General features: G+C 70.8%; 23 protein-coding genes, 1 tRNA gene and 1 riboswitch. Of the genes, 5 read left to right on the top strand and 19 right to left on the bottom strand.

Features of this window, described 5'->3' with window-relative positions; all coding sequences use genetic code 11:
* Window positions 1–29: 29 nt before the first annotated feature.
* The 4 genes from TAE01_RS08640 to TAE01_RS08625 all read right to left on the bottom strand — a co-directional run bounded on the left by TAE01_RS08640 (window position 30) and on the right by TAE01_RS08625 (window position 3,820).
* Window positions 30–102 (bottom strand) — tRNA-Thr (locus TAE01_RS08640).
* A gap of 151 nt (window positions 103–253) precedes the next feature.
* Window positions 254–943 carry a LysM peptidoglycan-binding domain-containing protein gene (locus TAE01_RS08635; protein ID WP_147065458.1) on the bottom strand — a complete coding sequence of 230 codons (690 nt, stop codon included), beginning with the start codon at window positions 941–943 and terminating at the stop codon, window positions 254–256.
* 3 nt (window positions 944–946) lie between these two features.
* A riboswitch (cyclic di-AMP (ydaO/yuaA leader) is annotated at window positions 947–1,132 on the bottom strand.
* Between the two features lie 362 nt (window positions 1,133–1,494).
* Window positions 1,495–3,267 (bottom strand): serine/threonine-protein kinase, encoded by a 1,773-nt coding sequence (locus TAE01_RS08630; RefSeq protein ID WP_147065456.1) that lies wholly within the window; start codon window positions 3,265–3,267, stop codon window positions 1,495–1,497.
* A 121-nt stretch (window positions 3,268–3,388) separates the two neighbouring features.
* Window positions 3,389–3,820, bottom strand: coding sequence for a CBS domain-containing protein (locus tag TAE01_RS08625; RefSeq protein WP_147065454.1), 432 nt, complete (start codon window positions 3,818–3,820; stop codon window positions 3,389–3,391).
* 205 nt (window positions 3,821–4,025) lie between these two features.
* Between TAE01_RS08625 and TAE01_RS08620 the strand changes: the two genes are divergently transcribed.
* A complete protein-coding gene (locus tag TAE01_RS08620; RefSeq protein ID WP_147065452.1) occupies window positions 4,026–5,543 on the top strand; it encodes an alpha,alpha-trehalose-phosphate synthase (UDP-forming) in 1,518 nt (505 codons plus the stop codon).
* Window positions 5,540–6,346 (top strand): trehalose-phosphatase, encoded by an 807-nt coding sequence (gene otsB / locus TAE01_RS08615; RefSeq protein WP_147065450.1) that lies wholly within the window; start codon window positions 5,540–5,542, stop codon window positions 6,344–6,346. Before TAE01_RS08620 ends, otsB begins: the two co-directional genes overlap by 4 nt.
* 274 nt (window positions 6,347–6,620) lie before the next feature.
* Here otsB and TAE01_RS08610 read toward each other — a convergent pair whose 3' ends face one another.
* The 5 genes from TAE01_RS08610 to TAE01_RS08590 all read right to left on the bottom strand — a co-directional run bounded on the left by TAE01_RS08610 (window position 6,621) and on the right by TAE01_RS08590 (window position 13,479).
* Window positions 6,621–7,634, bottom strand: coding sequence for a LacI family DNA-binding transcriptional regulator (locus tag TAE01_RS08610; protein WP_147065448.1), 1,014 nt, complete (start codon window positions 7,632–7,634; stop codon window positions 6,621–6,623).
* A 3-nt stretch (window positions 7,635–7,637) separates the two neighbouring features.
* Window positions 7,638–9,524 carry a glycoside hydrolase family 13 protein gene (locus TAE01_RS08605; protein ID WP_147065446.1) on the bottom strand — a complete coding sequence of 629 codons (1,887 nt, stop codon included), beginning with the start codon at window positions 9,522–9,524 and terminating at the stop codon, window positions 7,638–7,640.
* Window positions 9,521–10,465 (bottom strand): sugar ABC transporter permease, encoded by a 945-nt coding sequence (locus TAE01_RS08600; protein WP_147065444.1) that lies wholly within the window; start codon window positions 10,463–10,465, stop codon window positions 9,521–9,523. The genes TAE01_RS08605 and TAE01_RS08600 overlap by 4 nt, the downstream gene beginning before the upstream one ends.
* On the bottom strand, window positions 10,465–12,009 hold the full coding sequence (locus TAE01_RS08595) for an ABC transporter permease subunit (protein ID WP_147065442.1): 1,545 nt from the start codon (window positions 12,007–12,009) through the stop codon (window positions 10,465–10,467). The genes TAE01_RS08600 and TAE01_RS08595 overlap by 1 nt, the downstream gene beginning before the upstream one ends.
* A gap of 150 nt (window positions 12,010–12,159) precedes the next feature.
* Window positions 12,160–13,479, bottom strand: coding sequence for a sugar ABC transporter substrate-binding protein (locus tag TAE01_RS08590; RefSeq protein WP_147065441.1), 1,320 nt, complete (start codon window positions 13,477–13,479; stop codon window positions 12,160–12,162).
* A gap of 391 nt (window positions 13,480–13,870) precedes the next feature.
* Here TAE01_RS08590 and TAE01_RS08585 point away from each other — a divergent pair, with 391 nt between their 5' ends.
* The 3 genes from TAE01_RS08585 (at window position 13,871) to TAE01_RS08575 (ending at window position 17,036) form a co-directional block, all read left to right on the top strand.
* Window positions 13,871–14,974, top strand: coding sequence for an ABC transporter ATP-binding protein (locus TAE01_RS08585; RefSeq protein WP_147065439.1), 1,104 nt, complete (start codon window positions 13,871–13,873; stop codon window positions 14,972–14,974).
* 164 nt (window positions 14,975–15,138) lie between these two features.
* Window positions 15,139–15,795 (top strand): Pr6Pr family membrane protein, encoded by a 657-nt coding sequence (locus TAE01_RS08580; RefSeq protein WP_147065437.1) that lies wholly within the window; start codon window positions 15,139–15,141, stop codon window positions 15,793–15,795.
* Window positions 15,792–17,036 (top strand): DUF4032 domain-containing protein, encoded by a 1,245-nt coding sequence (locus TAE01_RS08575; protein ID WP_147065436.1) that lies wholly within the window; start codon window positions 15,792–15,794, stop codon window positions 17,034–17,036. The genes TAE01_RS08580 and TAE01_RS08575 overlap by 4 nt, the downstream gene beginning before the upstream one ends.
* Window positions 17,037–17,106: 70 nt before the next feature.
* Here TAE01_RS08575 and TAE01_RS08570 read toward each other — a convergent pair whose 3' ends face one another.
* The 10 genes from TAE01_RS08570 to TAE01_RS08525 all read right to left on the bottom strand — a co-directional run bounded on the left by TAE01_RS08570 (window position 17,107) and on the right by TAE01_RS08525 (window position 25,732).
* Window positions 17,107–17,640: a vitamin K epoxide reductase family protein gene (locus TAE01_RS08570; RefSeq protein WP_147065434.1), complete on the bottom strand. Its 534-nt coding sequence runs from the start codon at window positions 17,638–17,640 to the stop codon at window positions 17,107–17,109.
* A 6-nt stretch (window positions 17,641–17,646) separates the two neighbouring features.
* Complete coding sequence (locus TAE01_RS08565; RefSeq protein ID WP_186815112.1) at window positions 17,647–18,507, bottom strand: DUF929 family protein; 861 nt, start codon at window positions 18,505–18,507, stop codon at window positions 17,647–17,649.
* Between the two features lie 223 nt (window positions 18,508–18,730).
* The gene (gene rlmB, locus TAE01_RS08560; RefSeq protein WP_147065430.1) at window positions 18,731–19,702 is read right to left on the bottom strand and encodes a 23S rRNA (guanosine(2251)-2'-O)-methyltransferase RlmB; all 972 of its coding nucleotides are present in this window, start codon (window positions 19,700–19,702) and stop codon (window positions 18,731–18,733) included.
* 1 nt (window position 19,703) lies between these two features.
* Entirely contained in the window at window positions 19,704–21,215 is a 1,512-nt protein-coding gene (gene cysS, locus TAE01_RS08555; protein WP_147065428.1) for a cysteine--tRNA ligase, read from the bottom strand.
* 131 nt (window positions 21,216–21,346) lie between these two features.
* On the bottom strand, window positions 21,347–22,021 hold the full coding sequence (locus TAE01_RS08550) for an MBL fold metallo-hydrolase (RefSeq protein WP_147065426.1): 675 nt from the start codon (window positions 22,019–22,021) through the stop codon (window positions 21,347–21,349).
* A complete protein-coding gene (locus TAE01_RS08545) occupies window positions 22,018–23,100 on the bottom strand; it encodes an S-(hydroxymethyl)mycothiol dehydrogenase (protein ID WP_147065424.1) in 1,083 nt (360 codons plus the stop codon). Before TAE01_RS08545 ends, TAE01_RS08550 begins: the two co-directional genes overlap by 4 nt.
* Window positions 23,101–23,284: 184 nt before the next feature.
* Window positions 23,285–23,773 carry a 2-C-methyl-D-erythritol 2,4-cyclodiphosphate synthase gene (gene ispF, locus TAE01_RS08540; protein ID WP_147065422.1) on the bottom strand — a complete coding sequence of 163 codons (489 nt, stop codon included), beginning with the start codon at window positions 23,771–23,773 and terminating at the stop codon, window positions 23,285–23,287.
* Window positions 23,770–24,447, bottom strand: a complete 678-nt coding sequence (locus TAE01_RS08535; protein ID WP_246111227.1) for an SDR family oxidoreductase — start codon at window positions 24,445–24,447, stop codon at window positions 23,770–23,772. The genes ispF and TAE01_RS08535 overlap by 4 nt, the downstream gene beginning before the upstream one ends.
* Window positions 24,448–24,513: 66 nt before the next feature.
* Window positions 24,514–25,200, bottom strand: coding sequence for a 2-C-methyl-D-erythritol 4-phosphate cytidylyltransferase (gene ispD, locus TAE01_RS08530; RefSeq protein ID WP_307723834.1), 687 nt, complete (start codon window positions 25,198–25,200; stop codon window positions 24,514–24,516).
* A 49-nt stretch (window positions 25,201–25,249) separates the two neighbouring features.
* Window positions 25,250–25,732, bottom strand: coding sequence for a CarD family transcriptional regulator (locus TAE01_RS08525; protein ID WP_030199704.1), 483 nt, complete (start codon window positions 25,730–25,732; stop codon window positions 25,250–25,252).
* Between the last annotated feature and the right edge of the window lie 49 nt (window positions 25,733–25,781).

The raw sequence follows: 25,781 nt of genomic DNA, 5'->3' as shown, positions 1-25,781 counted from the left end.
AGCGTCAAGCACGTTTGTGCCGGTCAGAGAGCTGGCGAGGGGACTCGAACCCCTAACCGCCTGTTTACAAGACAGGTGCGCTACCAATTGCGCCACGCCAGCACGCCCGCAGCTCGTGAGCAGCGGACGGGCGAAAGCGTAACCGAGCCCCGCGGCATACGCCCAAACACCTGACCCGACAACGAGAAAGGACGGCCCCGCGCAACCCAGGGGTTGGTCGCGCGAGGCCGTCCGGCTCAGTTGTATCAGGAACTCACGGGAGACGCAGCGTCTGACCCACGAAGATGAGGTTCGGGTTGGTGACGCTGGCGCCGTTGGCCTTCCACAGCGCCTTCCAGCCGCCCGAGACGTGGTAGCGCTGGGCGAGCTTGCCGAGGGTGTCACCGCTGCGCACGGTGATCGCGGCACCCTTGGCCGTGTTGGCGTGGGTGGTCGCCGGCTTGGCCGCGTAGGTCTTCTTCTTCGAGACCGTCTTCTTGGGCGCGGGCTTCGTGGCCGTCGTCGCCTTGGTCGTGATGGGGGTACGCGTCGTCGAGCGCGACACGGCCGCCGTCGAGGCGCCGCCGTTGGAGCGGGTCAGGCCGGCACGCTTCGAGCAGACGGGCCACGCGCCCGGCCCCTGCGAGGCGAGCACGCGCTGGGCGATGGCGATCTGCTCGCCCTTGGTGGCGAGGTCGGCACGCGAGGCGTAGGCGCCGCCACCGAAGGCACGCCACGTGCTCGACGAGAACTGCAGACCGCCGTAGTAGCCGTTGCCGGTGTTGATCTGCCAGTTGCCGCCCGACTCGCACGCGGCGACCGAGTCCCAGACCGAGGCGGCCTTGGCCGACCCGGCGGTCGTGATGCCACCGACGATGGTGGCCGCTCCGGCGATTCCGACTCCCGCAAGGCGCTGCTTGACCGAGATCTTCTTGGTCGCAGCATGCTTGGACATGTAGTGCATGGGTGTTCCTTCCTGACGCGCGCCTGCGGGGTTAGCTGTCGGGTTGGGGCGTCAGGTGCCCCGTCGCATGTGCGACTTCACCCCCAGGCCAGATCTCGTCCTCATTGACACGTGCTGCGCACGTGCACTCACTGGCCACACTGGGTCCCCCGTCCTCGCCCGGCCCACGGGTGTGGGCTACATCCCTGGCTGGCGAGGCTCGGCGCGCTCAGGGAACGGATTATGTGGGTGTCCATGTGAAGTTGTGGGGAGCGTTCGTGTGGAGCCGGACGCGACGAAGCGAACCGGGAGCCGATGCTGCCACTCCCGTTCCGACCCGAGGGTCGGGTGCCGCCGAGCACTGACGGTACGTGAGGTTTCAACGCTGCACAAGGCAAGTCGAGACACTTCCGTGATCTTTTTTCCAGCCCGCGGAAGGACTGATGCGGTATCACCACAGGACCCGCACAGAAGCCCCCGACACGCCGCACAGCCGGTCTGCAGGAGGAGGGCTGACCTCGCCCCTGGCCGGCGACACGGGGGTCGGCCGAGGCGACCAGCGCCAGTGGCGCTCAGAAAGGGTTGCCGGAGAAGGGGTTCCACGTGACGCTCGCCCCGTTCTGCAGCGCGAGCAGCGCCGCCACGGCCCCGAGCACGACGAGGAGCCCCGCCACCACCTGGGTCGCGACGCCGGCCGGCACGAGGCGGCGCGCGATCGAGCGTGACCCGCGCCGGAGCGACGCGCCGCCGGGTCCCCACCAGAGCATGAGCAGCCCGAGCGCTCCACCCACCGCGAGCGTGACGGGCGTGCCGGGCCCGATGCCGGTCCCCTGCGTGCCGGCGAGCAGGAGCGCGCTCGCGAAGATCCCGGCCAGCGCCACGGCCGCCGGCAGCAGCATGCCGACCACCGTCGCGATGATGCCGACGACGAGGTGCCAGGGGCTCGAGACGACCGCGAACGGCACGTCGCTGCGCCGGCGCCCGAAGTCGTAGCGCCGCAGGACGAGGGCCGTGACGGAGCGGTCGGTGGCCCGCGCCAGCACCGACAGGACGGCGAGCACCACGAGCGCGATACCGGGCCATGCCATGAGCGAGCCGACCCAGGCGATCGCGGCGGTCGCGAGCAGACCGGTGCGCATGGGGCGCCCGATGCGCGGGTCGCCCTCCCGCTGCGGCGCTGGCTCGTCGTCGTCCCACTCCCCGTCGGACCAGTCGCCGTCGGGGGCGGGCTCGTCGTCCCAGTGGTCGTATGCCGTGGGGTCGGGGTCGGGTGCACGCGGGCCGGTCGGGGGCGGGGCCCACCGCGCGGCCGTGTCGGTCACGGGGTGCACCGCCGTGGCGGCGACGGGCGGGAGCACCGCCGTGCCACCGCCCTGGACGACCTGGGTGTCGCCCGGGACCGCAGCGGCCCGACCGTCGTCCCACGGGCCCCCGCTCGGCGTCGGCACCGTCGCGGCGTGACCGGCGGCGTAGAGCTCGAGGGCGGCGATGACCTCGTCGGCGTGCGGTCGCTGCCTCGGGTCGGGTGAGAGCGAGGCCCGCAGCAGCGGGACCAGACGCGGGTCGACCCCGTCGAGGTCGACGTCACCCGCGCGGACCCGGGTGAGGACGGCGTCCATGCGGGCGCGGCCGAACGGCGGGCGTCCCGACGCGGCATACGTGATCGTGGCTGCCCAGCCCCACCAGTCGGTGGCGTCGGTGATCGCGGCACCCTCGACGAGCTCGGGCGAGAGGTAGCCGGGCGTGCCCATGACGAGGCCGCCGACGGTGTGGCGCACGTCGTCCTGCAGGTGCGCGATGCCGAAGTCGATGAGCACGGGGTCGCCGTCCTCGAGCAGGACGTTGCCCGGCTTGATGTCGCGGTGGACGACGCCGCACGCGTGGATCGACCGGATCGCCTCGGCGATGCCACGGGCCAGGCGCAGCAGGTCGGTCGGAGCCAGCGGCCCGTGGTCCTCGACGACCTCGTCGAGCGCCGGACCGGGGACGTACCGGGTCACGATGTAGGGGCGGGGCGCCATGACGTCGGCGTCGATGACGCTCGCCACCCGGGCGTCGCGGATGCGCGAGAGGGTGTCGACCTCACGGGAGAGGCGTTGCCGGGCGTCGGCATCGTGGGCGACGTGCGAGCGCAGGACCTTGATCGCGACGGCACGGCCGCGCTGGTCCAGGGCGAGGTGCACGACGCCCATGCCACCCTCGCCGATCTCCTCGATGAGGCGGTAGGGGCCGATGCGCTGCCGACCGAGCGGGCCGGGACCGGGCCGTCCGGCCACGGGGACGCCGCCCGTGCGCGCGCCGGGCCGCGGGGCAGGCACCCGCTCGGTCCGGTCGTACGCAGTCATGCCCCTACGGTAAGCGACGGGTGGGCCCCCACCCCAACGTCGCCGTCGCGAGCCGCGGAGTGTCCTGCGATGTCACGGAACATCCCGAGATGTCCGGCTCATCCGACGGCGACGGATCGGGTCAGCTGCTGATGTAGTCACGCAGCTGGTCGCGCTCCGACTGCAGCTCGGACAGCCGGTGCTTGACGATGTCACCGATGCTGACGATGGCCGCCAGCCGGCCGTCCGCGTCGACGATGGGCACGTGCCGCACCCGCAGCTCGGTCATCGTGCCGGCGAGGTCGGCGATGTTGTCGTCGACCGTGCCGGTCGTGACCTCGCTCGTCATGATCTGCGAGACCGGCACGTCGAGCACGCTGGGGCCGGTGCCGTGGAGATGGCTGACGACGTCGCGCTCGCTCACGATCCCGTCGACGCTCGAGCCGTCGGTGCTGACGACCACCGCACCGATGCGGTGCTCCGTCAGCAGGTCGAGCAGGCTCGAGACGGTCTCGTCGGGCTTGATGGTGACGACCTCGCTGCCCTTGTTGCGCAGTACGTCGGAAACCTTCACGGCGACTCCTTCACCTCGGCGCGATGCCCTCCGGCGGCCGACCTGCACCGACGGAGATGCCCTGACTCGACCCTAGAACGGGACCGCACCGGGCGCCACCGTTCGCTCGTTAGAGTGAGACCGATCGCGCCTCGCAGCGTCACACGCCCTCAGGTCGGGTACGTCGTGGGCCGTGCCCACCCCTCGAGCAGCAGGAGTTGATCGCGTGCCGACCCCTCGGCCGACCTACGACCTCGTCATCGCCGCGAACCGCCTCCCCGTGGACAAGGTGATCGCCGACGACGGGGAGGTCGAGTGGCGACGCAGCCCCGGAGGCCTCGTCACCGCCATGGAGTCGGTCATGCGGTCCCAACCCGGCGCCTGGGTCGGTTGGGCCGGGGACGCCGGCGAGGCGCCTGAGCCCTTCGACGAGGACGGCATCCACCTGCACCCGGTCCCGCTGTCGACCGAGGAGGTGCGCGACTACTACGAGGGCTTCTCCAACGACACGCTCTGGCCGATCTACCACGACGTCATCGTCCCGGCGACCTTCCACCGCGAGTGGTGGTCGAGCTACCAGACCGTCAACCAGCGCTTCGCCGAGGCCGTCGCCGAGGTCGCGGCCGAGGGCGCCACCGTCTGGGTGCAGGACTACCAGCTGCAGCTCGTCCCGACGCTGCTGCGCAAGCTGCGGCCCGACGTGCGCATCGGCTGGTTCAACCACATCCCGTTCCCGCCCGTCGAGCTCTTCGCGCAGCTGCCGTGGCGGGCCCAGCTGCTCGACGGCCTGCTCGGGGCCGACTTCCTCGGCTTCCAGCGCCAGGCCGACGCGCGCAACTTCGTCCGCGCGTGCCGGCAGCTTCTCGGCGCGCAGACCAAGCGCGACCGCGTCACGGTCGAGGGCTCCCGCCGTCAGGTGCGCGCCGCAGCGATCCCGATCTCCGTGGACTTCAACGGCCTCGAGGCGCTCGCGAAGCGGCCCGACGTCATGGCCCGGGCGCGCGAGATCCGTGCCAGCCTCGGAGACCCCGAGGTCCTCATGCTCGGCGTCGACCGCCTCGACTACACCAAGGGCATCAGGCACCGGCTCAAGGCCTACGAGGAGCTGCTCTCCGAGCGGCGCATCGGGCCCCCCGAGGTCACCCTCGTGCAGGTGGCCACGCCGAGCCGGGAGCGTGTGGACGCCTACCGCATCCTGCGGGGCGAGATCGAGCAGACCGTCGGACGGATCAACGGCGAGCTCGGCAAGATCGGCGCCCCGGCCGTGCACTACCTGCACCACTCCTACCCCCGCGAGGAGATGGCGGCCCTCTTCCAGGCCGCCGACGTCATGCTCGTGACCCCGCTGCGCGACGGCATGAACCTCGTCGCCAAGGAGTACGTCACGTGCCGCCACGACCTCGGCGGGGCCCTCGTGCTCTCGGAGTTCACCGGCGCCTGGCACGAGCTGCACCAGGCCTTCGCCTGCAACCCGCACGACATCGAGGGCCTCAAGCAGACGATCCTGCGCGCCATCAACACTCCGGCCAAGGACAAGCAGCGCATCATGAAGGCGCTGCGTCGCCGCGTCTCCGACCACGACGTGCAGCGGTGGGCGGCCCGCTACCTCGCGGCCCTCGCCGCGGCGCCGGACCTCCCGCAGGCCGAACCCCGCAACCCGCCGACGCCCCACGAGGTCGAGACGCCGCTCATGCCCTCCCCGAGCGAGCACTCGGCCGCCGGCGCGAAGGGGTCACCGTCGTGAGCGCGACGCTCGCCCCCACCGACGAGGCGCTCGAGCGCGTCGCGTCGGCCCCGACGCTCCTCGTCGCGACTGACTACGACGGGGTCCTCGCACCGTTCGACGCCGACCCGATGAACGCGACACCTGTGCCTGGCGCCATCGACACGCTGCGCTCCCTCGCGGGCCTGCCGGGGGTCCATGTCGCCGTCGTCTCGGGACGTGACCTCACGACCCTGCGCACGCTGACCGAGATCGGCGAGGACGAGCCCATCGTCCTCATCGGCAGCCACGGCGCCGAGTCCTCGAGCGCAGCCGTACGCGAGGCCATGGAGGCCGCCGCCGTCACCCCGGACGACGAGGCCACCCTCGCCGAGCTGCGCTCCGACATCGAGGCCCTCGTCAAGGAGAGCCACCCCGACGCCCACATCGAGCTCAAGTCGGCCGCCGTCGTCGTCCACGTGCGCGGTCTGCCGCGGGAGGTCGGCGACGCCGCGATCGCCGACGCCCGACGCGTTGCCCTCGACCACCCCGGCGTCAAGGTGCTCAAGGGCAAGTCGGTGCTCGAGCTGTCGGTCTCGCACGCGGACAAGGGATCTGCCGTCACGGCCCTCGGCCGCCACGTCGACGCCGTCGCGCGCGTCTACCTCGGCGACGACGTGACCGACGAGGACGCCTTCACCCGCATGCGCCGTCCCGAGGACCTCACGGTCAAGGTCGGCACCGGCTCGACCGCGGCCCGCTATCGCGTCGACGACGAGCCCGCCGCCGCGGCCCTGCTCACGCGCTTGCAGCAGCTCTGCTCGACCGCCCACGCAGCGAGCTGAACGGGCGGACGGCGCCACCCGGCATACGCCGGCCTCCCCCTCCTCCGCCCCGGCGGAGTTCTCGCGGCCGCTTCGCCCCGAAACGCCTCCCCTTCTCCGCCCCGGCGGAGCTGTCGCGGCCGCTTCGCCCCGACCCGCCTCCGCTTCTCCGCCCCGGCGGAGTTGTCGCGGCCGCTTCGCCACGAAACGCCTCCCCTTCTCCGCCCCGGCGGAGCTGTCGGGGTCGCGGGTGCGCAGGCTGGCGTATGCGGTCGGGCCGGGCGGGCGCGCGGGCTCAGTGGCGTCGGACCGCGCCCGTCGAACCACGCACCACGAGCTCGGGACGGAAGACGTACTCCGCACGGGGAGAAGGCTGCCCGGCGATCTCGTCGAGCAGGGCCCGCACCGTCGCCGCGCTCATGGCGTTGACGCTCTGGCGGACCGTCGTCAACGGCGGGTCAGTGAAGGCGATGAGGGTCGAGTCGTCGTAGCCGACGACGGAGAAGTCTCGCGGCACGCTGAGGCCCCGCTTGCGCGCCTCGCGGATGGCGCCGAGCGCCATGAGGTCCGAGCCGCAGACGACCGCCGTGGCACCGCGGTCGAGCAGACGCCCGGCCGCCGTCGCGCCGCCCTCGACGGAGAAGAGCGAGCGCTCGATGAGGTCGTCGACGTCGGGCCGCCCGGTCAGCTCCTGCATGGAGTGCCGGAAGCCGGCGATCTTGCGGATGACCGGCACGTAGCGGTCCGGACCGACGGCGAGCCCGATCTCGCGGTGCCCCAGGCTGACGAGGTGCTCGAGCGCGAGCCCCATCGAGGCGACGTCGTCGTTGCTGATGAACGGCGCGTCGACACCCTCGATGAAGCCGTTGACGAGGACGAGCGGCAGGTTGCGGTCACGGAGCGCGATGTAGCGGTCGGGGTCGGTCGTGGTGTCGGCGTGCAGGCCGGAGATGAAGATGATCCCCGCGACGCCCCGTTCGAGGAGCATCTGGACGTAGTCGTCCTCGTGCACTCCCCCGGCCACCTGCGTGCAGAGCACCGGCGTGTAGCCGTTCTGGGCGAGCGAGTTCTCGATGATCTGCGCGAAGGCCGGGAAGATCGGGTTGGTCAGCTCCGGGACGATAAGCCCGACGAGTCCGGCGCTCTTGCGGCGCAGGCGACTCGGGCGGTCGTAGCCCAAGACGTCGAGCGCCGTCAGCACCGCCTGCCGGGTCGACTCGGCGACCCCCGGCTTGCCGTTGAGCACTCTCGAGACCGTGGCCTCGGAGACGCTCGCCTGGTCGGCGATGTCGCGCAGTCGTGCCTTCACTCGTCACCTCCCCCTTCGTCGCACGTGGCGCGGACCGTCGTCGGTGGGGCGCCACGTCCAGATGCGGACAGAAGGCCCCGAGGCGCTCAGTGTGACAGCCCGCTTGCCGACCTTGATCGCGGGTCCGTAGAGCGGCGAGCCGGACTCGATGCCGGCCAGGTGCCGCGGCGCGAGGACGACCGGCTCGTGGGCCGCGCGGGCGATGTGGACCAGTGCCACCTCGTCGAGCGTCTCGCGGAGGTAGACCATGGCGTCGCCCTCGGCGTGCACCCACCGCATACCTCCCCGGCGCAGGGCGACCGACCGACGGCGCGCGTCGATGAGTCCGCGGTAGACCGCGAGCGTGTCCGCGTCCCAGTCGTCCTCGTCCCACGGCATCGGGCGTCGCCCGTCCTCGCCGAAGGTCCCCTCCATGCCGATCTCGTCGCCGTAGGTCATCATCGGCATCGACGGGAAGGTGAAGAGCAGGCCGGCGGCCGCCTCGACCGACCCGGGGCCGACGAGGGTGCGGATGCGCGGGACGTCGTGCGACCCGACGAGGTTGAACGAGTGGACGAGCGACTGCCAGGCGATCCGCGAGGTGAAGTCGCGCATCGTGTCGACGACCGCGCCGGCGTCGAGGAGCGGCAGCGGCACCGGCGCCGCGAGGAAGCGGGGGTCCTTGGGCTCCTGGCGCAGCCACGTCCACGCCGGCTTGCAGAAGCCGGCGTAGTTCATGACACCGTGCCACCCGTCACCGGGCATGTCGGGGGTGTAGTCGTGGAAGTGCTCCCCGACGAGCAGTGCGTCCGGCGCGACCCGGCCCATGACGTCGCGCATCTGCCGGGCCACGTCGTGGTTGACGTCGGTGGCCCGCCAGCGACCGGTCATGTTGGCCACGTCGACGCGCCACCCGTCGAGGCCGCCTGAGCGACCGAGCCACTTGCGCACGACCCCCTGCGGGTGCTCGAAGATGCGGTGGCGCAGGGCCTCGTTGAGGTGGTTGAGCTTCGGCAGGGAGGGCACGCCGAGCCACGCGACGTAGGTGCCGTCCTCCCAGATGTAGTAGTCCCGCTCCGGGGTGTTCCTGCCGCCCGGGCCGGCCGCCTTGAGGAACCACTCGTGGGCGTCGCCGGTGTGGTTCGTCGTGAAGTCGCCCATGACCTTCATGCCGCGCTCGTGCGCCGCCCGGGTCAGGCGCCGCAGCGCCTGGGCTCCGCCGAGGAGCGGGTCGATCTGCTCGAAGGACGACGCGTCGTAGCGGTGGTTCGAGCGGGCCGGGAAGAACGGCGTCATGTAGACGACGTCGACGCCGAGCGACTCGAGGTGGTCGAGGTGCTCGGTGATGCCGTCGAGGTCACCGCCGTAGAGCTGGTGGGCGACGCCCGTCGGGCTGAGGTCGACCGGGTCGGTCCAGGCGGCCGGGATCGCCCACTCGGGGGTCTCGTGCCGGTCGGCGGCCTTCGAGCGCGCGAAGCGGTCGGGGAAGATCTGGTAGACGACGGAGCCGAGGGCCCACGCGGGCGGCGGGGCGGCGTGCGCCACGAGCCGGAAGTCGCTCGAGTCGGGCACGTCGCGCTCGTGGATCCCGGTTCCGTTGAGCCACAGGTACTTCGTGGGACCACCGGTCAGCAGGAAGCGGTAGTTCGTGACCGGGTTGTGGCAGGTCAGGGTGGCACGCCACCAGTCGTCGGCCGCCGTCGTGCGGACCTTGCGCGCGACGGTGAAGGTCGCCTCACCGTCCGGGGCGGTGCGCACGTGCACAGCCCTGACGTCGGCCTCGATCGGGACCCGGACGAGCACGTCGACGCTGTCGCCGAGGCGGGGCGTCTGGTTGGAGACGTACCGCCCCGACCCGTCGTGGTGCGGCTGGCTCAGCCACGTCTGCTGGCGGGTCGGGGCAGCGGTCACTTCACGGATCCCGTGGTCAGGCCACCGACGAGCTGCCGCTGGAAGGCCAGGTAGAGGAGCATGACGGGGATCGAGCCCAGGAGCGCGCCGGCCGTGAACCGACCGAACAGGGTGTTGGCGTCGTTGCCGAGCGTCATGCCGTAGAGCCCGACACCGAGCGTCTGGTTGTCGACGTCGGTGAGGAAGACGCTGGCCAGCATGAACTCGCCGTAGAGGCCCACGAAGACGAGCATGAAGACCGTGACGAGGATCGGCATGACGAGCCGCAGCGTCATCGTGAAGAAGATGCGTGCATGGCTGGCCCCGTCGACGATCGCGGCCTCGTCGAGCTCACGTGGCACCGTGTCGAAGTAGCCCTTGAGCAGCCACACGTTGGCACCGAGCGCTCCACCGAGGTAGGCCAGGATGAGGCCGGTCACGGTGTTGAGGCCGAAGGCCGGGAGCACGTCACCGATGCCGGCGAAGATGATGTACGTCGCGACGATGGCGAGGAGCGCCGGGAAGAACGTCGTGAGCAGCAGGAACATCATCCCGCCGCGACGACCCTTGAACCGCAGGCGCGAGAAGGCGAACGCCGCGCACGCGCCGATGAAGACCGCCCCGAGCGCCCCGACGAACGAGATGATCATCGAGTTCTTGTACCAGGTCCAGAACGGGCGCGAGCTGTCGTTGAACAGGTCGGTGAAGTTCTTCGTCGAGAAGCCCGACGGCCACAGGCTCGCCGTGTTGAGCGTGCCGCTCGGGTTGGTCGCGGCCGAGTAGATGAAGAGGATCGGGAAGAGCGCCCACATCAGGGCGATGATCCCCAGCGCGTGCCGCCACCATACGGAGCCGCCCGCGCCGCGACGCTTCGGGGACGGCGGCCGGGTGACACCGGTCTCCTCGGAGACGCGGGCGTCCATCCGCGGGTCAGCAGGGACAGGAGCGTTGACGGTCGACATCAGTTGACCTCCTCGAGAGCCTTGGTGCGACGGAAGCCCGGGATGCTCATCAGCGCCACGAGCAGGAAGATGATGACGGAGACCGCGGCTGCGAAACCGTAGTTCGGCGCGCTGCCCGAGAAGGCCAGCCGGAACGCATACGTGATGAGCAGGTCGCTCGAGCCGATGCTCGTGTCGGCGCCGTTGAACGGGCCGCCCTTGGTGAGCAGGTAGATGAGCCCGAAGTTGTTGAAGTTGAAGGCGAACGACGCGAGCAGCAGCGGGCCGACGGCGACGAGCAGCAGCGGCATGATGATCGAACGCAGCGTCCGGAAGGCGTTGGCGCCGTCGATGGTCGCCGCCTCACGCACGTCCTGCGGGATCGACTGCAGGGCACCGGTGCAGACGATGAACATGTAGGGGAAGCCGAGCCACAGGTTCGTGATGAGGATCGCGGCCTTGGCCCCGAACGGCGTGCCGAGCCAGTCGATCCCGAGTCCCAGGGTCTGGTTGATGATGCCGTAGTCCTGGTTGAACATGCCCTTCCACACCAGCGCCGTCACGAAGCCGGGCAGGGCGTAGGGAAGGATGAGCAGGGATCGGTAGATCGCCTTGCCACGCAGTCTCGGGTCGTTGAAGAGCAGCGCGATGAGCATCCCGAGCAGGAACGTCGACAGCACCGAGACGATGGCGAAGACGACGTTCCAGATGAAGATGCCGAGGAAGCCGCTGCGGATCGTGTCGTCGGTGAAGATCCGCGTGTAGTTGGCGAACCCGACGCTCTCCTTCCAGCCCTGGGGAAAGCTCATGGTGGGGTCGGCCACGTTGACCCAGCGGGCGTCCTTGGGCGCGTAGACCGTCGGTGGCTGCGTCGAAGCGTCGGTGAGCTTGTCGGCCTTGGCGTCGTAGGTCACCGTCGCGCGTCCCTCGAAGGCCTCCGAGAGGCCGACCGGCTTGATGCCGCCGCCGTCGCTCGTCGGGATGGCGATGGCCGAGAGGTCCTTGCTGCGGGCGTTGGCCTGGCGAGCGTTGAGGACGGTGTAGCCGGGAGCCTTGGTGATCTTGCCGATCGAGGTCTTCTCGACGCCGGTGGCGGGCAGCGGCTGCAGGCCGGCCTTGTCGCCGACGTACATCGACCCGTCGGGCTTGGTCAGGAGCAGGACGAGGTCGGCGGTGGCGGGGTCGCCGCCCTCCTTCGTCGCGATCGACATCTTGTAGCGCGGGGTGTCGGCGACCTCACGCACCGACTGGGCGATGATGTCGGTGACCGACTCCTCCTTGCTGTAGAGGTGTCCGTCGCCGTAGTTGGTCGTCGAGAGGCTCGCGGTGTAGAGCACCGGCCAGAGCTGGAAGAGGGTCATGAAGAGCAGACCCGGGACGAGGTACTTCAGGGGAACGGACCGGCGGGTCGCGTAGACCGCGAGGATGCCCATCCCCACGAGTCCGGCGATGACGACGGCCATCGTGTTGCCTGCCTGGGCGAGCTTGGTGGCGATCCACAGGATGCCGGCCATCGTCGCGACGATGAGAACCCACTTGATCGCGAGCGCGAGGGGCTTGGTCATGTGACACGTCCTTTTGCGCCGGACCGGCGCCGTTGCCGTAGATGCACGAAGGGGAGCCCCTCAGGAGCTCCCCGGTGGCCCGATCCCGGGCCGGGGGGTTCCGGGCCCGCCATGACGGCGGGACCCGGAACCCTCTCGGACCGAGGGAGCTCAGCCCTTGGCGATGTTGGCCGCGATCTCCTTGGCCGCAGCGTCGAGACGCTCCTTCGCACCAGCCTTGCCGGCGATGATGTCAGCGGTCGCCTGGCCGAAGGGGCCCCAGACCGAGTTCATCGCGGGGATGTTCGGCATCGGCTTGCCACCGAGACCGGCCTCGTACCACGCCTTGACGTCGGGGTCCGTGGCGGCAACCTGGTCGTAGGCCTCCTTGAGGGCCGGCGGACGCTTGCCGACCTCGAAGAGGGCCAGCTGGACGTCCTTGCGCGGGATGTAGTTCGTGACGAACTCCTGCGCGAGGGCGGCGTTCTTGGCCTTGCTCGAGACGTAGAACATCTGGACACCGAGGAACGGCTGCATGGCGCCGCCGCCCGTGAGGCTGGGCAGCGGGGCGATGCCATAGTTGATACCGGCGTCCTTGGCCTTGGCGACGCTCCACGGGCCGGAGATCATGAACGGGGCGGCCTTCGTGTCGAAGAGCGCGTCCTGGTTCGTGTCGTCGACGTTGGTCGAGAGGACCTTGGCCGCACCGAGCTTGGCGAGCTCCTCGCCACCCTTGACGGAGCCGGCGCTGTTGACGATCAGCTTGTTGGGGTCGTAGTCGCCGTTGGACTTCGTGGCGAAGATGCCACCCTCGGGGAAGGCCGACAGGTACGGGTAGGCGAAGTACGCGTTGCCGACCTTGGAGACGAACTGGCTCAGGACCTGCTTGGCCTTGCCCTCCTTGACGAGCTTCTCGCCGGTGGCGACGAGCTCGTCCATGGTCTTGGGCGGGTTCGGGACGAGGTCCTTGTTGTACATGAGGCCGATGTTCTCGATGGCGTAGGGCACACCGTAGGACTGGCCGTTGAACTTCGTGGCAGCGATGGCGCTCGGCAGGAACTTCGCCGCGACGTCGGGGCTGAGGTTGACCGGGGCGACCGTCGAGTTCTGGACGAGCTCGCCGAGCCAGTCGTGGGCACCGACGATGACGTCCGGGCCCTTGCCGACCTTGGTCGCGTCCTTGAACTGGGCGCGGGTGTCGGTCGAGATCTGGACCTTGACCGTCACGCCGTTCTCGGCGGCGAACTGGTCGGCGTACTTCTGCACGGCCTTGGAACGGTCGGCGTCGGTCCAGATGACGAGGTCGACGTTGGCGTCACGGACGGGAGCGGCGGTGCCACTCGGCGTCTCGGGGGTGCCGGAGGTCGTGGCCTTGCTCGTGCCGGCGGCACCGGTGTTGGACGGGGTGGTGGGGCTGGACCCACCGCAGGCGCTGAGGGCCAGGGCGGCAACACCCGTGACAGCAGCAGCGCCGAGCGCACGCTTGTGCATGGATTCTCCTTTGAAGCCAGGTGGCACACGCCGCCACCGGTGCCCCGGAATCTAGCAAGAAGTTGCAGACGGCGGCCACTTGCTTGCAGCAAGTTTTTGCAACGTTCTGGACACGGCCGCGTCGCGACGTCGATCGGCGACCCCGGGCACGGCTCCGGACCCGCTGTCGACGCCCACCCGACACCGGTCCGGCGCACCGAGGGAGCGCCGAGGGAGCATCGAAGGAGCGCCGAGAGAGCATCGACGGCGCACCGGGGGTGGTCCGGGGGTGGTCCGGGGGTGGTCAACCCGCGACGCATGGGACATGATGGCGAGGCCTGCTCAGCCGGGCAGGCACCTTTACAACGGATCGTCCGGCACGTTCCTGCCGGTGAAGGAAGGCAATGAAGCCATGGCAACAGTGACGTTCGACAACGCGACGAGGCAGTACCCGGGCAACCCGGTCCCCTCCGTCGACAAGCTCAACATCGAGATCGCGGACGGGGAGTTCCTCGTCCTCGTCGGTCCCTCCGGATGTGGCAAGTCCACCTCCCTGCGCATGCTCGCCGGCCTCGAGGAGGTCAACGGCGGCCGCATCCTCATCGGTGACCGCGACGTGACGAACCTGTCCCCCAAGGACCGCGACGTCGCGATGGTGTTCCAGAACTACGCGCTCTACCCGCACATGACGGTCGCCGACAACATGGGCTTCGCGCTCAAGATCGCCGGCGTCGACAAGGCCGAGATCCGCAAGCGCGTCGAGGAGGCCGCCAAGATCCTCGACCTGACGCCCTACCTCGACCGCAAGCCGAAGGCCCTCTCGGGTGGTCAGCGCCAGCGCGTGGCCATGGGTCGTGCGATCGTGCGCTCGCCCCAGGTCTTCCTCATGGACGAGCCGCTGTCCAACCTCGACGCGAAGCTCCGCGTCCAGACGCGTACGCAGATCGCCTCGCTCCAGCGCCGCCTCGGCGTCACGACGGTCTACGTCACGCACGACCAGGTCGAGGCCATGACGATGGGTGACCGCGTCGCGGTGCTCAAGGACGGCATCCTCCAGCAGTGCGACAGCCCGCGCCGCATGTACGACCACCCGGCCAACGTCTTCGTCGCCGGCTTCATCGGCTCCCCCGCCATGAACCTCATGAACGTGGCCGTCACCGACGGCGGCGTGGACCTCCACGGCCACACCGTGCCGATCTCGCGCGAGGACCTCTCCGGTGTCGGCAAGGACGTGACGCTGGGTGTCCGTCCCGAGGACCTCGAGCTGAGCTCCGACCAGTCGGGCATCCCCGTCACGGTCGACGTCGTCGAGGAGCTCGGCGCCGACGCCTACATCTACGGCTCGACGGAGCAGAAGCTCCTCGAGGCCACGGGCGAGAACGCCGGCGCCGTGCCGTTCATCGCCCGCGTCGACGGTCGTCGCCCCCCGGAGAAGGGCGAGAAGATCTACCTCAAGCCCAAGGCCGGCCACGTGCACGTCTTCAACTCGGAGTCGGGCCTGCGCGTCGGCGACTGACCCGACGCGCCTCCGGCGCGGACAGCGTGTGCATGCCGCTGGGCCGGCACCCCTCGTGGGTGCCGGCCCAGCGTCGTTCGGGTGGGATCCGACGTGCCACCGCCGTGGCGCAACGCTGGACAGGTTCGGGCGCGCGCGACGCCCCAGGCTCTAGGCTCGCGCGTGTGACGACATCGCGGATCGGACGCACGTGGCACACCGTGACGCTCGTCGTGGCCGTGGTCGCCCTCGTGCTGCAGCTGGCCCTCATCCTGTCGGGTGACAACATCCTCGACTCGACCGCCGCGGCCGGCCGGCTCGAGCAGACACGGCGCTACTTCTCCTACTTCACGATCCAGTCCAACTTCCTCGTGGCCGTGTCGATGTGGCTCATCGTCCGCGACCGCACGGGGACCCAGCTGTTCCGGGTCGTCCGGCTCGCGTCGCTCATCGGCATCACGGTCACCGGGATCGTGGCGGCCGTCGCGCTCCCGCCGTCGCCGAACTACACGACGGGGAGCCTCGTCTGCGACCGCCTGCTCCACGTCGTGGTGCCGGCGCTGGCGTTCGTCGGCTGGGTCGCCTTCGGGCCCCGCCACCGGGTCACGCGGCAGGACCTGCTGCCCTCGCTCATCTGGCCGGTGCTGTGGCTCGCCGCGACGCTCGCGCTCGGCCCGTTCGTCGGCTGGTACCCCTACCCGTTCATCAACGTCGACCAGATCGGCCTGGGCCGAACCCTCGTCAACTGCGCCGTGATCGCCGTGCTCTTCCTGGCCCTGGGGGCCCTCGCGCTGTGGGCTGATCGACGCCTGTCGCGCGAGCGTGCCACGATGAGCGCGTGACGCTCGAGATCACCACCGCCAGGCCCGAGTCCGCCCTGCTCGACCTGCCCTGGTCGACCCCGCTCGAGGAGTGGCCCGAGAGCCACCTCGCCGCGCTGCCGCGGGGCATCTCGCGCCACGTCGTGCGCTTCGTCAAGCTCGGCCCGCGGGTGCTGGCGGTCAAGGAGATCAAGGACGACATCGCCGACCGCGAGTACGCCATGCTGCGCAGCCTGCGTCGACTCGACGTGCCGTGCGTCGAGCCGTTCGGCGTCGTCCACGGTCGCACCACTGCCGACGGCGAGCCGCTCGACGCGTGCCTCATCACGCGCCACCTGCAGTTCTCGCTCCCCTACCGAGCCCTCTACAGCCAGAACCTCCGGCCCGACACGGCGGTGCGCCTCATGGACGCCCTCGCGGTCCTGCTCGTGCGCCTGCACCTCGAGGGGTTCTGGTGGGGCGACGTGTCGCTGTCCAACACGCTCTTCCGCCGCGACGCGGGTGCCTTCGCCGCCTACCTCGTCGACGCCGAGACCGGCGAGCTGCACTCGCGCCTGTCCGACGGGCAGCGCGAGCACGACCTCGACATCGCGCGGGTCAACATCGCGGGCGAGCTGATGGACCTCGCGGCCGGGGGCTTCCTCGAGGAGCACGCGGACCCCTTCGAGGTGTCCGCCTCGATCATCGAGCGCTACCACACGCTGTGGCACGCGCTGACCGGCACGGAGCGCTTCGAGGCCGGTGACCGGTGGCGGGTCGACGAGCGCATTCGCCGGCTCAACGAGCTCGGCTTCGACGTCGACGAGCTGTCGATCACGACCGACATCGGCGGCACCGAGATCGTCATCACCCCCAAGGTCGTCGACGCCGGGCACCACTCGCGCCGACTGCTGCGCCTCACCGGCCTCGACGTCGGCGAGAACCAGGCGCGCCGCCTGCTCAACGACCTCGACGCGTACGCCGCCGCGACCGACCGTCAGGGTGACGACGAGGAGATCGTCGCGCACGACTGGCTCGCCAAGATCTACGAGCCGGTGACCCGGGCCGTGCCGCGCGAGCTGACCGGTCGCCTCGAGCCGGCGGAGATCTTCCACGAGGTGCTCGAGCACCGCTGGTACATGAGCGAGCGAGCCGGTCACGACACCCCGATCGAGGACGCCCTGCGCGACTACGTGCAGACGGTCCTGCCGGCCAAGCCTGAGGAGAAGGCCGTGCTCGGCGTCGACACCGAGGAGATGCCGGTCATCAGTCGCTTCGACTGATGACGTATGCCGTCCGCCCCGTCGCCCGGACACGTCCCCGCCCGGCGTGGTCGGCACCCGACGTCGCAGCTCAGCGCGACGGCATACCCCCACCCGGGACGTCGGACGCCTCGGCCGGCCCCGAGAGGATCTGGCCGAAGAGGACGACGATCCACAGCAGGAACGTCACGACGTGGACAGCCGTGCACCACAGGCAGATCGAGTGGATCCGGTAGAGCTCGGCCCACACGAGGTAGAGCACCATGCCGAGGCCGACCGTGAGCCAGCCGATCCGGGCCAGGTCGAGCCACCGCTCGGGACGGCGCCACGCCGTCGGCAGGCAGAGCGCGAGCGTGACGACGAAGAAGACGAGTCCGAGCAGCGCCACCGGCACCCCCATGAAGGTGCTCCACGCACTCGTGGTGACCTTGGCGCAGTCGACGAGGCCACCGATGCTGCAGGCGAGGGTCGCGTTGGACGTGAAGTGCTCGAACGTCAGGTAGGCGGAGACGAGCAAACCGACGACGGACAGCCCCAGCGACACGGTCGCCAGCCAGGCCGGGCGCTCCCGACCCACGACCGGTGCGGTGCGACCGGTGGTCACGTCGTCACGCAGCGAGCTCACGGCGGGTCACCGCTTGAGCAGCACGGACGCGGACTGCACGCCCTGGCTCGTGCAGACGTTGGCCGGCTGCCCCTTGGTCTGGTCGCAGATCTGTGCGGTGATCATGTTGATGGCCGGGGTGACCGTCTTGCCGATGTCGGAGGTGGGGTCCTGGATGCCGGCGATGATCTGGTCGTAGGTCTTGCCCTCGAACGCGTTGGTGTCGACGGTCGCACCGCTCGTGGCCGTCGTGCCGCCGTAGGTGATCCACGGGATGCCGCCGCCGGGGTTGAACTTCTGGAAGAGCGCGAGGTTCGCGCCGTCGAGGGTCTGGAGCGGCTTGCCGTCGCGGTCCTGGGTCTCGATGGCCTGGAAGGCGAGGACGTCGCTCGTGAACGTCGCGTCCTTGAACGAGAAGGTCGGGGTGTCGGGGTGCACGTCGGTGCTCGAGCTCGTCGTCTCGGTGATGCCGGTGAAGGTGCCGAAGCGCGAGAGCGCCCCGATGAGCGCCCAGCGCTCCATGGCGCAGAACGGGCAGTACTCGGCGCCGATGTAGAGCACCTTCGGCTTGCCGTCCTGCGTCAGGGCCGTGCCACCCTGCAGCTTGGCCGGGGCCTGGGCCGGTGACGGCGCCGGGGCCTTGTCGAGAAGCGAGGCCGGCAGCTTCTCGAGGGTGGCGAGCGCTGCGGCGCCCTTGCCGCCCGCCGACGCGGCCGGCGCGTCCTTGGGCTGGTTGGAGATGACGACACCGAGGACGACGGCGATGACGACGACGACGACGGCCACCGACGCCGCGATGACCTGCTTGCGCTGGCGGTCCTTGCGGGCGGCCTCGGCCCGTAGCTGCGCCGCTCGGGCGGCGGTCTCGGCGCGGGTGCTCTTCGCCACGGGTATCGTCCTTCGGTCCGGCTGCTCGTCAGCAGCGTGCAAGCGTCACGTCCCGCCGGGTACTACGGGGCGTAGTCGATTCGACAGCACTCTAATCGAGCACCCTCTGACCAGCGTGGCAGGGCCGCTCGAAGTTCCCGAACTCACAGCCGCTCCTGAGCCACCTCTCGGGAAGGGCCTCGGGAGACTCCGGCGACGACCGAGGGCGACCTGCGCCCACCGGTCAGCGACGGCGCTGACGGGCGATCTCGTAGAGGGTGACGCCGGTGGCGAGACCGGCGTTGAGCGACTCGACGGCCGAGCTCATCGGGATCGAGACGATCTGGTCGCACGTCTCGCGGACGAGGCGCGAGAGGCCCTTGCCCTCCGAGCCGGTGACGATGACGAGCGGCTCGGTCGCCAGGGCCAGGTCGGGCAGCTCGACGTCGCCGTCCATGTCGAGGCCGAGGATGAAGAAGCCGGCCTTCTTGAACTCCTCGAGCGTCCGGGTCAGGTTGCTCGCGCGGGCCACCGGGATGCGGGCGGCCGCGCCGGCGGAGGTCTTCCACGCCGACGCCGTCATGCCGACCGAGCGACGCTCCGGCACGACGACCCCGTGGCCGCCGAAGGCCGCGACGGAGCGCACGATGGCGCCGAGGTTGCGCGGGTCGGTGATGCCGTCGAGCGCCACGACGAGCGGGATGCCGGGCATCTCGGGGTCGATGAGGTCGTTGGGGTGCGCGTAGTCGTAGGGCGGCACCTGCAGGGCCAGGCCCTGGTGCACGCCGCCGTCGGTCAGCCGGTCGAGCTCGCCACGCGGGGTCTCGAGGATGGCGAGGCCGCGCTCGGTGGCGAGCTTGAGGGCCTCGCGCACGCGGTCGTCGGTGTCGATCCGGGTCGCGACGTACATCGTGGCCACGGGCACGTCGGCGCGCAGCGCCTCGACGACCGAGTTGCGGCCGTAGACCATCTCGCTCGAGGCCTTGCTGCGGCTCTTGGAACGCGTCTGGCCACGGCCTCCCGGTCCGGGAGCCCCGGAGCCGGAACGCTTGGCGGCGGCGTTGGCCCGCTTGTGGGCGGGGTGGTACTCGCGGTCGGCGGCCTTGGGGGTCGGTCCCTTGCCCTCGAGCCCACGGCGACGCTGGCCGCCGGAACCGACGGTCGCGCCCTTGCCGCCCTTGCGGATGGCGCCGCGCCTCTGGGAGTTGCCTGGCATGTCAGCCCTGTGCCTTCTCGGCCCCGCGGGCCGCGCTGGTGGTGTGGGTGGTGTCGGTGGGGTCCGCAGCCTGGTCGGCGTCGCTGCGCGCCTGGCGGGCGAGCGACCACTGGGCCCCGGACGGGGTGTCGGTGATCTCGATGCCGACGGCGGTCAGCGTGTCGCGGATCTCGTCGGCGCGCTCGAAGTCGCGCTCCTGACGGGCGACCTGGCGAGCGTCGAGCTGGGCCCGGACGAGCGCCTCGAGGGCGAGCTCGGCGGCCGCGTCCTCCCGGCTGCTGCCCGAGCCCCAGTGTGCGGCAAGAGGATTCACGCCGAGCACCTCGGTCATGGCGACGACGGCTGCGGCCGCCGACAGGGCCGCCTCGTCGTCGTCCTCGTCGAGGGCGCTGTTGCCGGCGCGCACCGTGTCGTGCACGACGGCGAGCGCGCCGCTGACGCCGAGGTCGTCGTCCATCGACGCGACGAACGCGGCGGGCAGGTCTGCGGCGGCGACGGGCTCGATCGCACCGCGACGGGACGCGCGCTCGAGGAAGCCCTCGATGCGCTCGACCGCGCCGGCGGCCTCGTCGAGGGAGCCGGCGTGGTACTCGATCATCGACCGGTAGTGCGCCGCGGTGAGGTAGTAGCGCAGCACGAGCGGCCGGGTCTCCTCGAGCAGGTGACGCACCTCGAGGGCGTTGCCGAGCGACTTGCCCATCTTCTGGCCCTTGACGGTGACCCACGCGTTGTGGAGCCAGTAGCGGGCGAAGCCGAGACCGGCCGCGCGCGACTGCGCCTGCTCGTTCTCGTGGTGTGGGAAGCGCAGGTCGATGCCGCCGCCGTGGATGTCGAACTCGTCGCCGAGCCAGCGCCGGGCCATCGCCGAGCACTCGAGGTGCCAGCCCGGGCGGCCGGGGCCGAAGGGCGTGGGCCACGAGGCGCTCTCGGGCTCGTCGGCCTTGCGGCCCTTCCACAGGGCGAAGTCGCGCGGGTCGCGCTTGCCGCGCGGGTCGGCGTCGTCGGCGTTCGCCATGTCGTCGAGCGACTGCCCCGTCAGGGAGCCGTAGTCCGGCCACGAGCGCACGTCGAAGTAGACGTCGCCGCTGCCGTCGGGAGCGGCGTACGCGTGGCCCTTCTCGACGAGCGTCTCCATGAGGGTGACCATGTCGGGCACGTGGCCGGTGGCCCGCGGCTCGTAGGTCGCCGGGACGACACCGAGCGCGTCGAGGGCCTGCGAGGTGAGGCGCTCGTTGCGGTACGTGAGGGCGAACCACGGCTCGCCGGCCTCGGCGGCCTTGCGCAGCACCTTGTCGTCGATGTCGGTGACGTTGCGCACGAGCGTGACGTCGTAGCCGTGGCCCGTCTCGAGCCAGCGGCGCAGCACGTCGAACGCGACGGCGAAACGGATGTGGCCGATGTGCGGCGCGCCCTGCGTCGTGAGACCACAGATGTACATGCCGACCTTGCCCGCCTCGCGCGGCGTGAAGTCGCGCAGCTCCCGGGTCGCGGTGTCGAACAGTCGTAGCGTCACCCGCCGAAGTCTATCGGCGTGCCGCCGCGCACCCGACCACGCACGAGCGAGGTGGCTGCGTCGCTCGCCCGGGCCACCCGGCATACGCCGTCGTGCGTATGCCGGGTGGCCCGGACCGCGCGCGTCAGCGGTCAGTGACCGCGGCGGATCCACTCCTCGACGTCGGGCTTCTCGTCGCCGATCGTCGTGGCGCGGCCGTGCCCGGTGAGCACGACCGTCTCGGGCGGCAGGGCGAGGAGCCGGTCGCGGATCGAGTTCACGATGGTCGGGAAGTCGGAGTACGACCGGCCCGTCGCACCCGGGCCGCCCTGGAAGAGCGTGTCGCCGGTGAAGACGACGCCCAGGTCTCGGGCGTGGAAGCAGCACGCCCCGGGTGCGTGGCCCGGCGTGTGCAGCACGAAGAGCTCGACGTCGCCGACCTGCACGACGTCGCCGTCCGCGAGGTCCTGGGTCGGTGCGAGGTCGGGATGCGTCCGGTCCCACAGCACGCGGTCGTCGGGGTGGAGCGCGACCCTCGCCCCGGGGTGGGCCGCGAGCAGGTCGGGCACGACGGTGACGTGGTCGTCGTGCGCGTGGGTCAGCAGGACGTGGGTCAGCCGGCGGTCACCGACGAGCTCGAGGATGGGACCGGCCTCGTGCGGGGCGTCGATGACGACGCACTGGGTGTCGTCGCCGACCACCCAGACGTTGTTCTCGACCTCCCACGTGCCGCCGTCGAGGCTGAAGGTGCCCGCAGTCGTCGTGTGGTCGATGCGGACCCCGCCCTGCGAGGGCTTGACCTGGTCGGCCGCCGCGTCGTCGCTCACAGCTCCACGACCGATCGCAGGACCTCGCCGGCGTGCATCTTGTCGAAGGCCGCCTCGATGTCGCCGAGGCCGATGCGCTCGGTGACGAACGCGGCGAGGTCGAAGCGACCCTGCTTGTAGAGGTCGACGAGCATCGGGAAGTCCCGGCTCGGCAGGCAGTCGCCGTACCAGCTGGACTTGAGCGAGCCACCGCGGCCGAAGATGTCGATCATCGGCAGGGTCACCTGCTGGTCCGGGGTCGGCACGCCGACGAGGACGACGGTGCCGGCGAGGTCGCGGGCGTAGAAGGCCTGCTCGTAGGTCTCCGGACGGCCGACCGCCTCGACGACGACGTCGGCGCCGTTGCCACCGGTCAGGCCGCGGATGGCCTCGACGGCGTCGCCCTGCGTGCTGTTGACCGTGTGGGTCGCTCCGAAGTGCTTGGCCTGCTCGAGCTTCGCGTCGTTGACGTCCACGGCGATGATCGTCGTCGCGCCGGCCACCTTGGCGCCGGCGATGGCGGCGTTGCCGACACCGCCGCAGCCGATGACGGCCACCGAGTCACCACGCGTCACGCCACCGGTGTTGACGGCGGCTCCGAAGCCGGCCATGACGCCGCACCCGAGCAGTCCGACCGCGGCGGCGTCGGCCTCGGGCACCTTGGTGCACTGGCCGGCGGCGACGAGCGTCTTCTCGATGAAGGCACCGATGCCGAGCGCGGGCGTCAGTTCGGTGCCGTCGGTCAGCGTCATCCTCTGCGTGGCGTTGTGGGTGTTGAAGCAGTACCACGGCTTGCCCTTAGCGCAGGCGCGGCACTGTCCACACACGGCGCGCCAGTTGAGGATGACGAAGTCGCCGGGGGCCACGTCGGTGACGCCCTCACCGACGGCCTCGACGTAGCCGGCCGCCTCGTGCCCCAGCAGGAAGGGGTAGTCGTCGTTGATGCCGCCCTCGCGGTAGTGCAGGTCGGTGTGGCACACGCCGCACGTCTTGATCGTGACGACCGCCTCGCCGGGGCCGGGGTCGGGCACGACGACGTCGACGACCTCGACGTCGGCTCCCTTGCTACGGCTGATGACGCCCTTGACGGTCTGCGGCATGACTGCTCCTGTCGATCGTGCGGATGTGCGACCCGAGGGGCCTTCCATGACCTACCCAAACGCCCCGGGCCTCCGCGCGCAACGAGCGCTCGGTGCGCCGATGCCGGTCTGGTCCCACGACATGTCGCCGGACCGAACCCGGGTCACCCGGCCGGACCCAGCCCACCGGACCGGGCGGCCGTCCTCAGGCGGTCGGCGCGACGAGGGCGGTGGCGATGGCAGCGACTCCCTCGCCGCGACCGGTGAGGCCGAGCCCGTCGGTCGTCGTGCCACTGACCGAGACCGGCGCGCCGGCCGCCTCGGAGAGGGCTGCCTCGGCCTCGGCCCGGCGGGTGCCGACCTTGGGCGCGTTTCCGACGACCTGGACCGCGATGTTGCCGATCTCGTAGCCGGCCTCACGCACGAGGCGTGCCGCCTCGGCCAGGAGAGTGGCTCCGGAGGCTCCGGCGAGCTCGGGACGGGACGTGCCGAAGTGTGCGCCGAGGTCACCGATGCCGGCGGCGGAGAAGATCGCGTCGCACGCCGCGTGGGCCGCGACGTCGGCGTCGGAGTGGCCGTCGAGGCCGCGCTCCCCCGGCCACTGCAGGCCCGCCACCCACAGCTCACGGCCCGACTCCTCCGGGGCGTAGGCGTGGACGTCGACGCCCACACCGACCCGCGGGAGCGTCGTCACCGGGCGTCCTTCCAGTCGATGGGGCCGCGGTGGATCTTGTGCGGGGCCGCCTGGTCGCCGTGCAGGCGCGTCAGGGAGAACTCCTCGGTGCGCACCATGCCGGGGCGGATGTCGACGACGCGGATGTTCTCGCCGTTGAGCTCGAGGCGCAGGGTCTCGGAGACGACGGACGTGCCGTGCTTGGCAGCGACGTAACCGGCGCCTCCCTCGTAGACGCGCTCGCCCGCGATCGAGCTGATGTCGACGATGGTGGCCCGCGCCGACCGACGGAGCAGCGGCAGCACCACCTGGACGACCCGCATGGTGCCGATGACGTTCGTCGCGTACATCCGCTCCCACTCCGCGGGGTCGCCGTCCTCGACGCGGTTGACCCCCAGGGCGCCGCCGGCGTTGTTGACGACGACGTCGCACCGGTCGAGCGAGCCGACCCCGGCCGCGACCGACTCCGCGTCGGTGACGTCCAAGACGACCGATCGCGCCGTGCCGCCCTCGGCCCCGATGCCGGCGACCACCTCGTCGAGCTTCTCCCGGCGGCGACCGGCGACGACGACGTCGAACCCGTCGCGCGAGAGGCGCCTCGCGGTGGCCGCACCGATGCCGGTGCCGCCACCGGTGACGAGCGCGAGGGGGCGGGGCTGGGGCTGGGCGGTCTGCTGGGTCGTCACATCGGTCACGCTGCCGAGGATAGGCCGCGCACCGGCTGGAGGTGTGCGGCGGTCACTCCCAGCCGCGCGTCCACCTCACCCGGGTGGAGGCGGCCCGGTGGTGAGCAGGCGGGCGGCGGACTCGAGGTCCGCGGGCGTCGTCACCTTGAGCGCCCGAGGGTCTCCCTCGACGACGAGCACGCGCTCGCCGAGGCGCTCGACGAGACCGGCGTCGTCAGTGGCGTCGCTGGAGACCGCGTGGGCCCGCTCGAGCACCTCGCGCCGGAAACCCTGAGGCGTCTGCACCGCGCGCAGCGACGCGCGTTCGGGGGTCGCGACGACGAGGCCGTCCGCGTCGACCTGCTTGACGGTGTCGACGACGGCGGTGCCGGGCACGACCGCGACCGCACCCGCCGCGACGGCAGCCACGACCCGGTCGAAGACGGCGACCGGCGTCAGGCACCGGGCGGCGTCGTGGACCAGCACGACCTCGACGTCGTCACCGAGCACGCCCAGGCCCGCCGCGACGGAGTCGCCCCGCTCGGCCCCGCCGGGCACCACGGTGACCCGCGTCGTGGACCCGAGCTCACGGCATACCTCGTCGGCGAGGGTCTCGGCGTCACCCCGGTGAGCGGGGGGCGCGACGACGACGACCTCGGACACCGCGGCGCACGAGAGAACCCCCCGCAGGGCGTGCCCCAGCAGGGGCACCCCGGCGAGGGGCACGAACGCCTTGGGGACCGCGGCCCCCAGACGCGAACCGGAGCCGGCCGCGACGACGATGACGCCGACGCGACCGGCTCCGGTCTCGTTGATCAGGATCTCGCTCGAATCAGGAGGCGAGGACCTCGTCGAGGATGGTCTCGGCCTTCTCCTCGTCGGTCTTCTCCGCGAGCGCGAGCTCGGAGACGAGGATCTGGCGGGCCTTGGCGAGCATCCGCTTCTCACCGGCCGACAGACCGCGGTCCTGGTCGCGACGCCACAGGTCGCGCACGACCTCGGCGACCTTGATGACATCGCCCGACGCGAGCTTCTCGAGGTTCGCCTTGTAGCGACGCGACCAGTTGGTCGGCTCCTCGGTGTGCGGCGTGCGCAGGACCTCGAACACCCGGTCCAGACCCTCCTGGCCGACGACGTCGCGGACACCCACGAGGTCGCAGTTCTCGGCGGGGACTTCGATCGTCAGGTCACCCTGAGCGACCTTGAGCTTCAGGTAGAGCTTGTCCTCTCCCTTGATCGTTCGTGTGTTGATCTCTTCGATCAGTGCAGCCCCGTGGTGGGGGTACACGACCGTCTCGCCGACCTTGAAAACCATCTGCTGTTTTCCCCTTTCGCGACCTCCAGATTATCACGAACCGAGGCAC

This window comes from Terrabacter aerolatus, from assembly GCF_007991735.1.
Classification (GTDB): domain Bacteria; phylum Actinomycetota; class Actinomycetes; order Actinomycetales; family Dermatophilaceae; genus Terrabacter; species Terrabacter aerolatus.
This window is presented reverse-complemented; position numbering and strand designations above follow the sequence as displayed.

Bases quoted from the DNA above. Each gene is read 5' to 3' on its own strand.
- TAE01_RS08525 (WP_030199704.1), bottom strand. From the start codon at position 25,732: ATGGTTTTCAAGGTCGGCGAGACGGTCGTGTACCCCCACCACGGGGCT.
- TAE01_RS08590 (WP_147065441.1), bottom strand. From the start codon at position 13,479: ATGCACAAGCGTGCGCTCGGCGCTGCTGCTGTCACGGGTGTTGCCGCC.
- TAE01_RS08545 (WP_147065424.1), bottom strand. From the start codon at position 23,100: ATGCCGCAGACCGTCAAGGGCGTCATCAGCCGTAGCAAGGGAGCCGAC.
- TAE01_RS08635 (WP_147065458.1), bottom strand. From the start codon at position 943: ATGCACTACATGTCCAAGCATGCTGCGACCAAGAAGATCTCGGTCAAG.
- TAE01_RS08585 (WP_147065439.1), top strand. From the start codon at position 13,871: ATGGCAACAGTGACGTTCGACAACGCGACGAGGCAGTACCCGGGCAAC.
- rlmB (WP_147065430.1), bottom strand. From the start codon at position 19,702: ATGCCAGGCAACTCCCAGAGGCGCGGCGCCATCCGCAAGGGCGGCAAG.
- TAE01_RS08595 (WP_147065442.1), bottom strand. From the start codon at position 12,009: ATGACCAAGCCCCTCGCGCTCGCGATCAAGTGGGTTCTCATCGTCGCG.
- TAE01_RS08600 (WP_147065444.1), bottom strand. From the start codon at position 10,465: ATGTCGACCGTCAACGCTCCTGTCCCTGCTGACCCGCGGATGGACGCC.
- TAE01_RS08630 (WP_147065456.1), bottom strand. From the start codon at position 3,267: ATGACTGCGTACGACCGGACCGAGCGGGTGCCTGCCCCGCGGCCCGGC.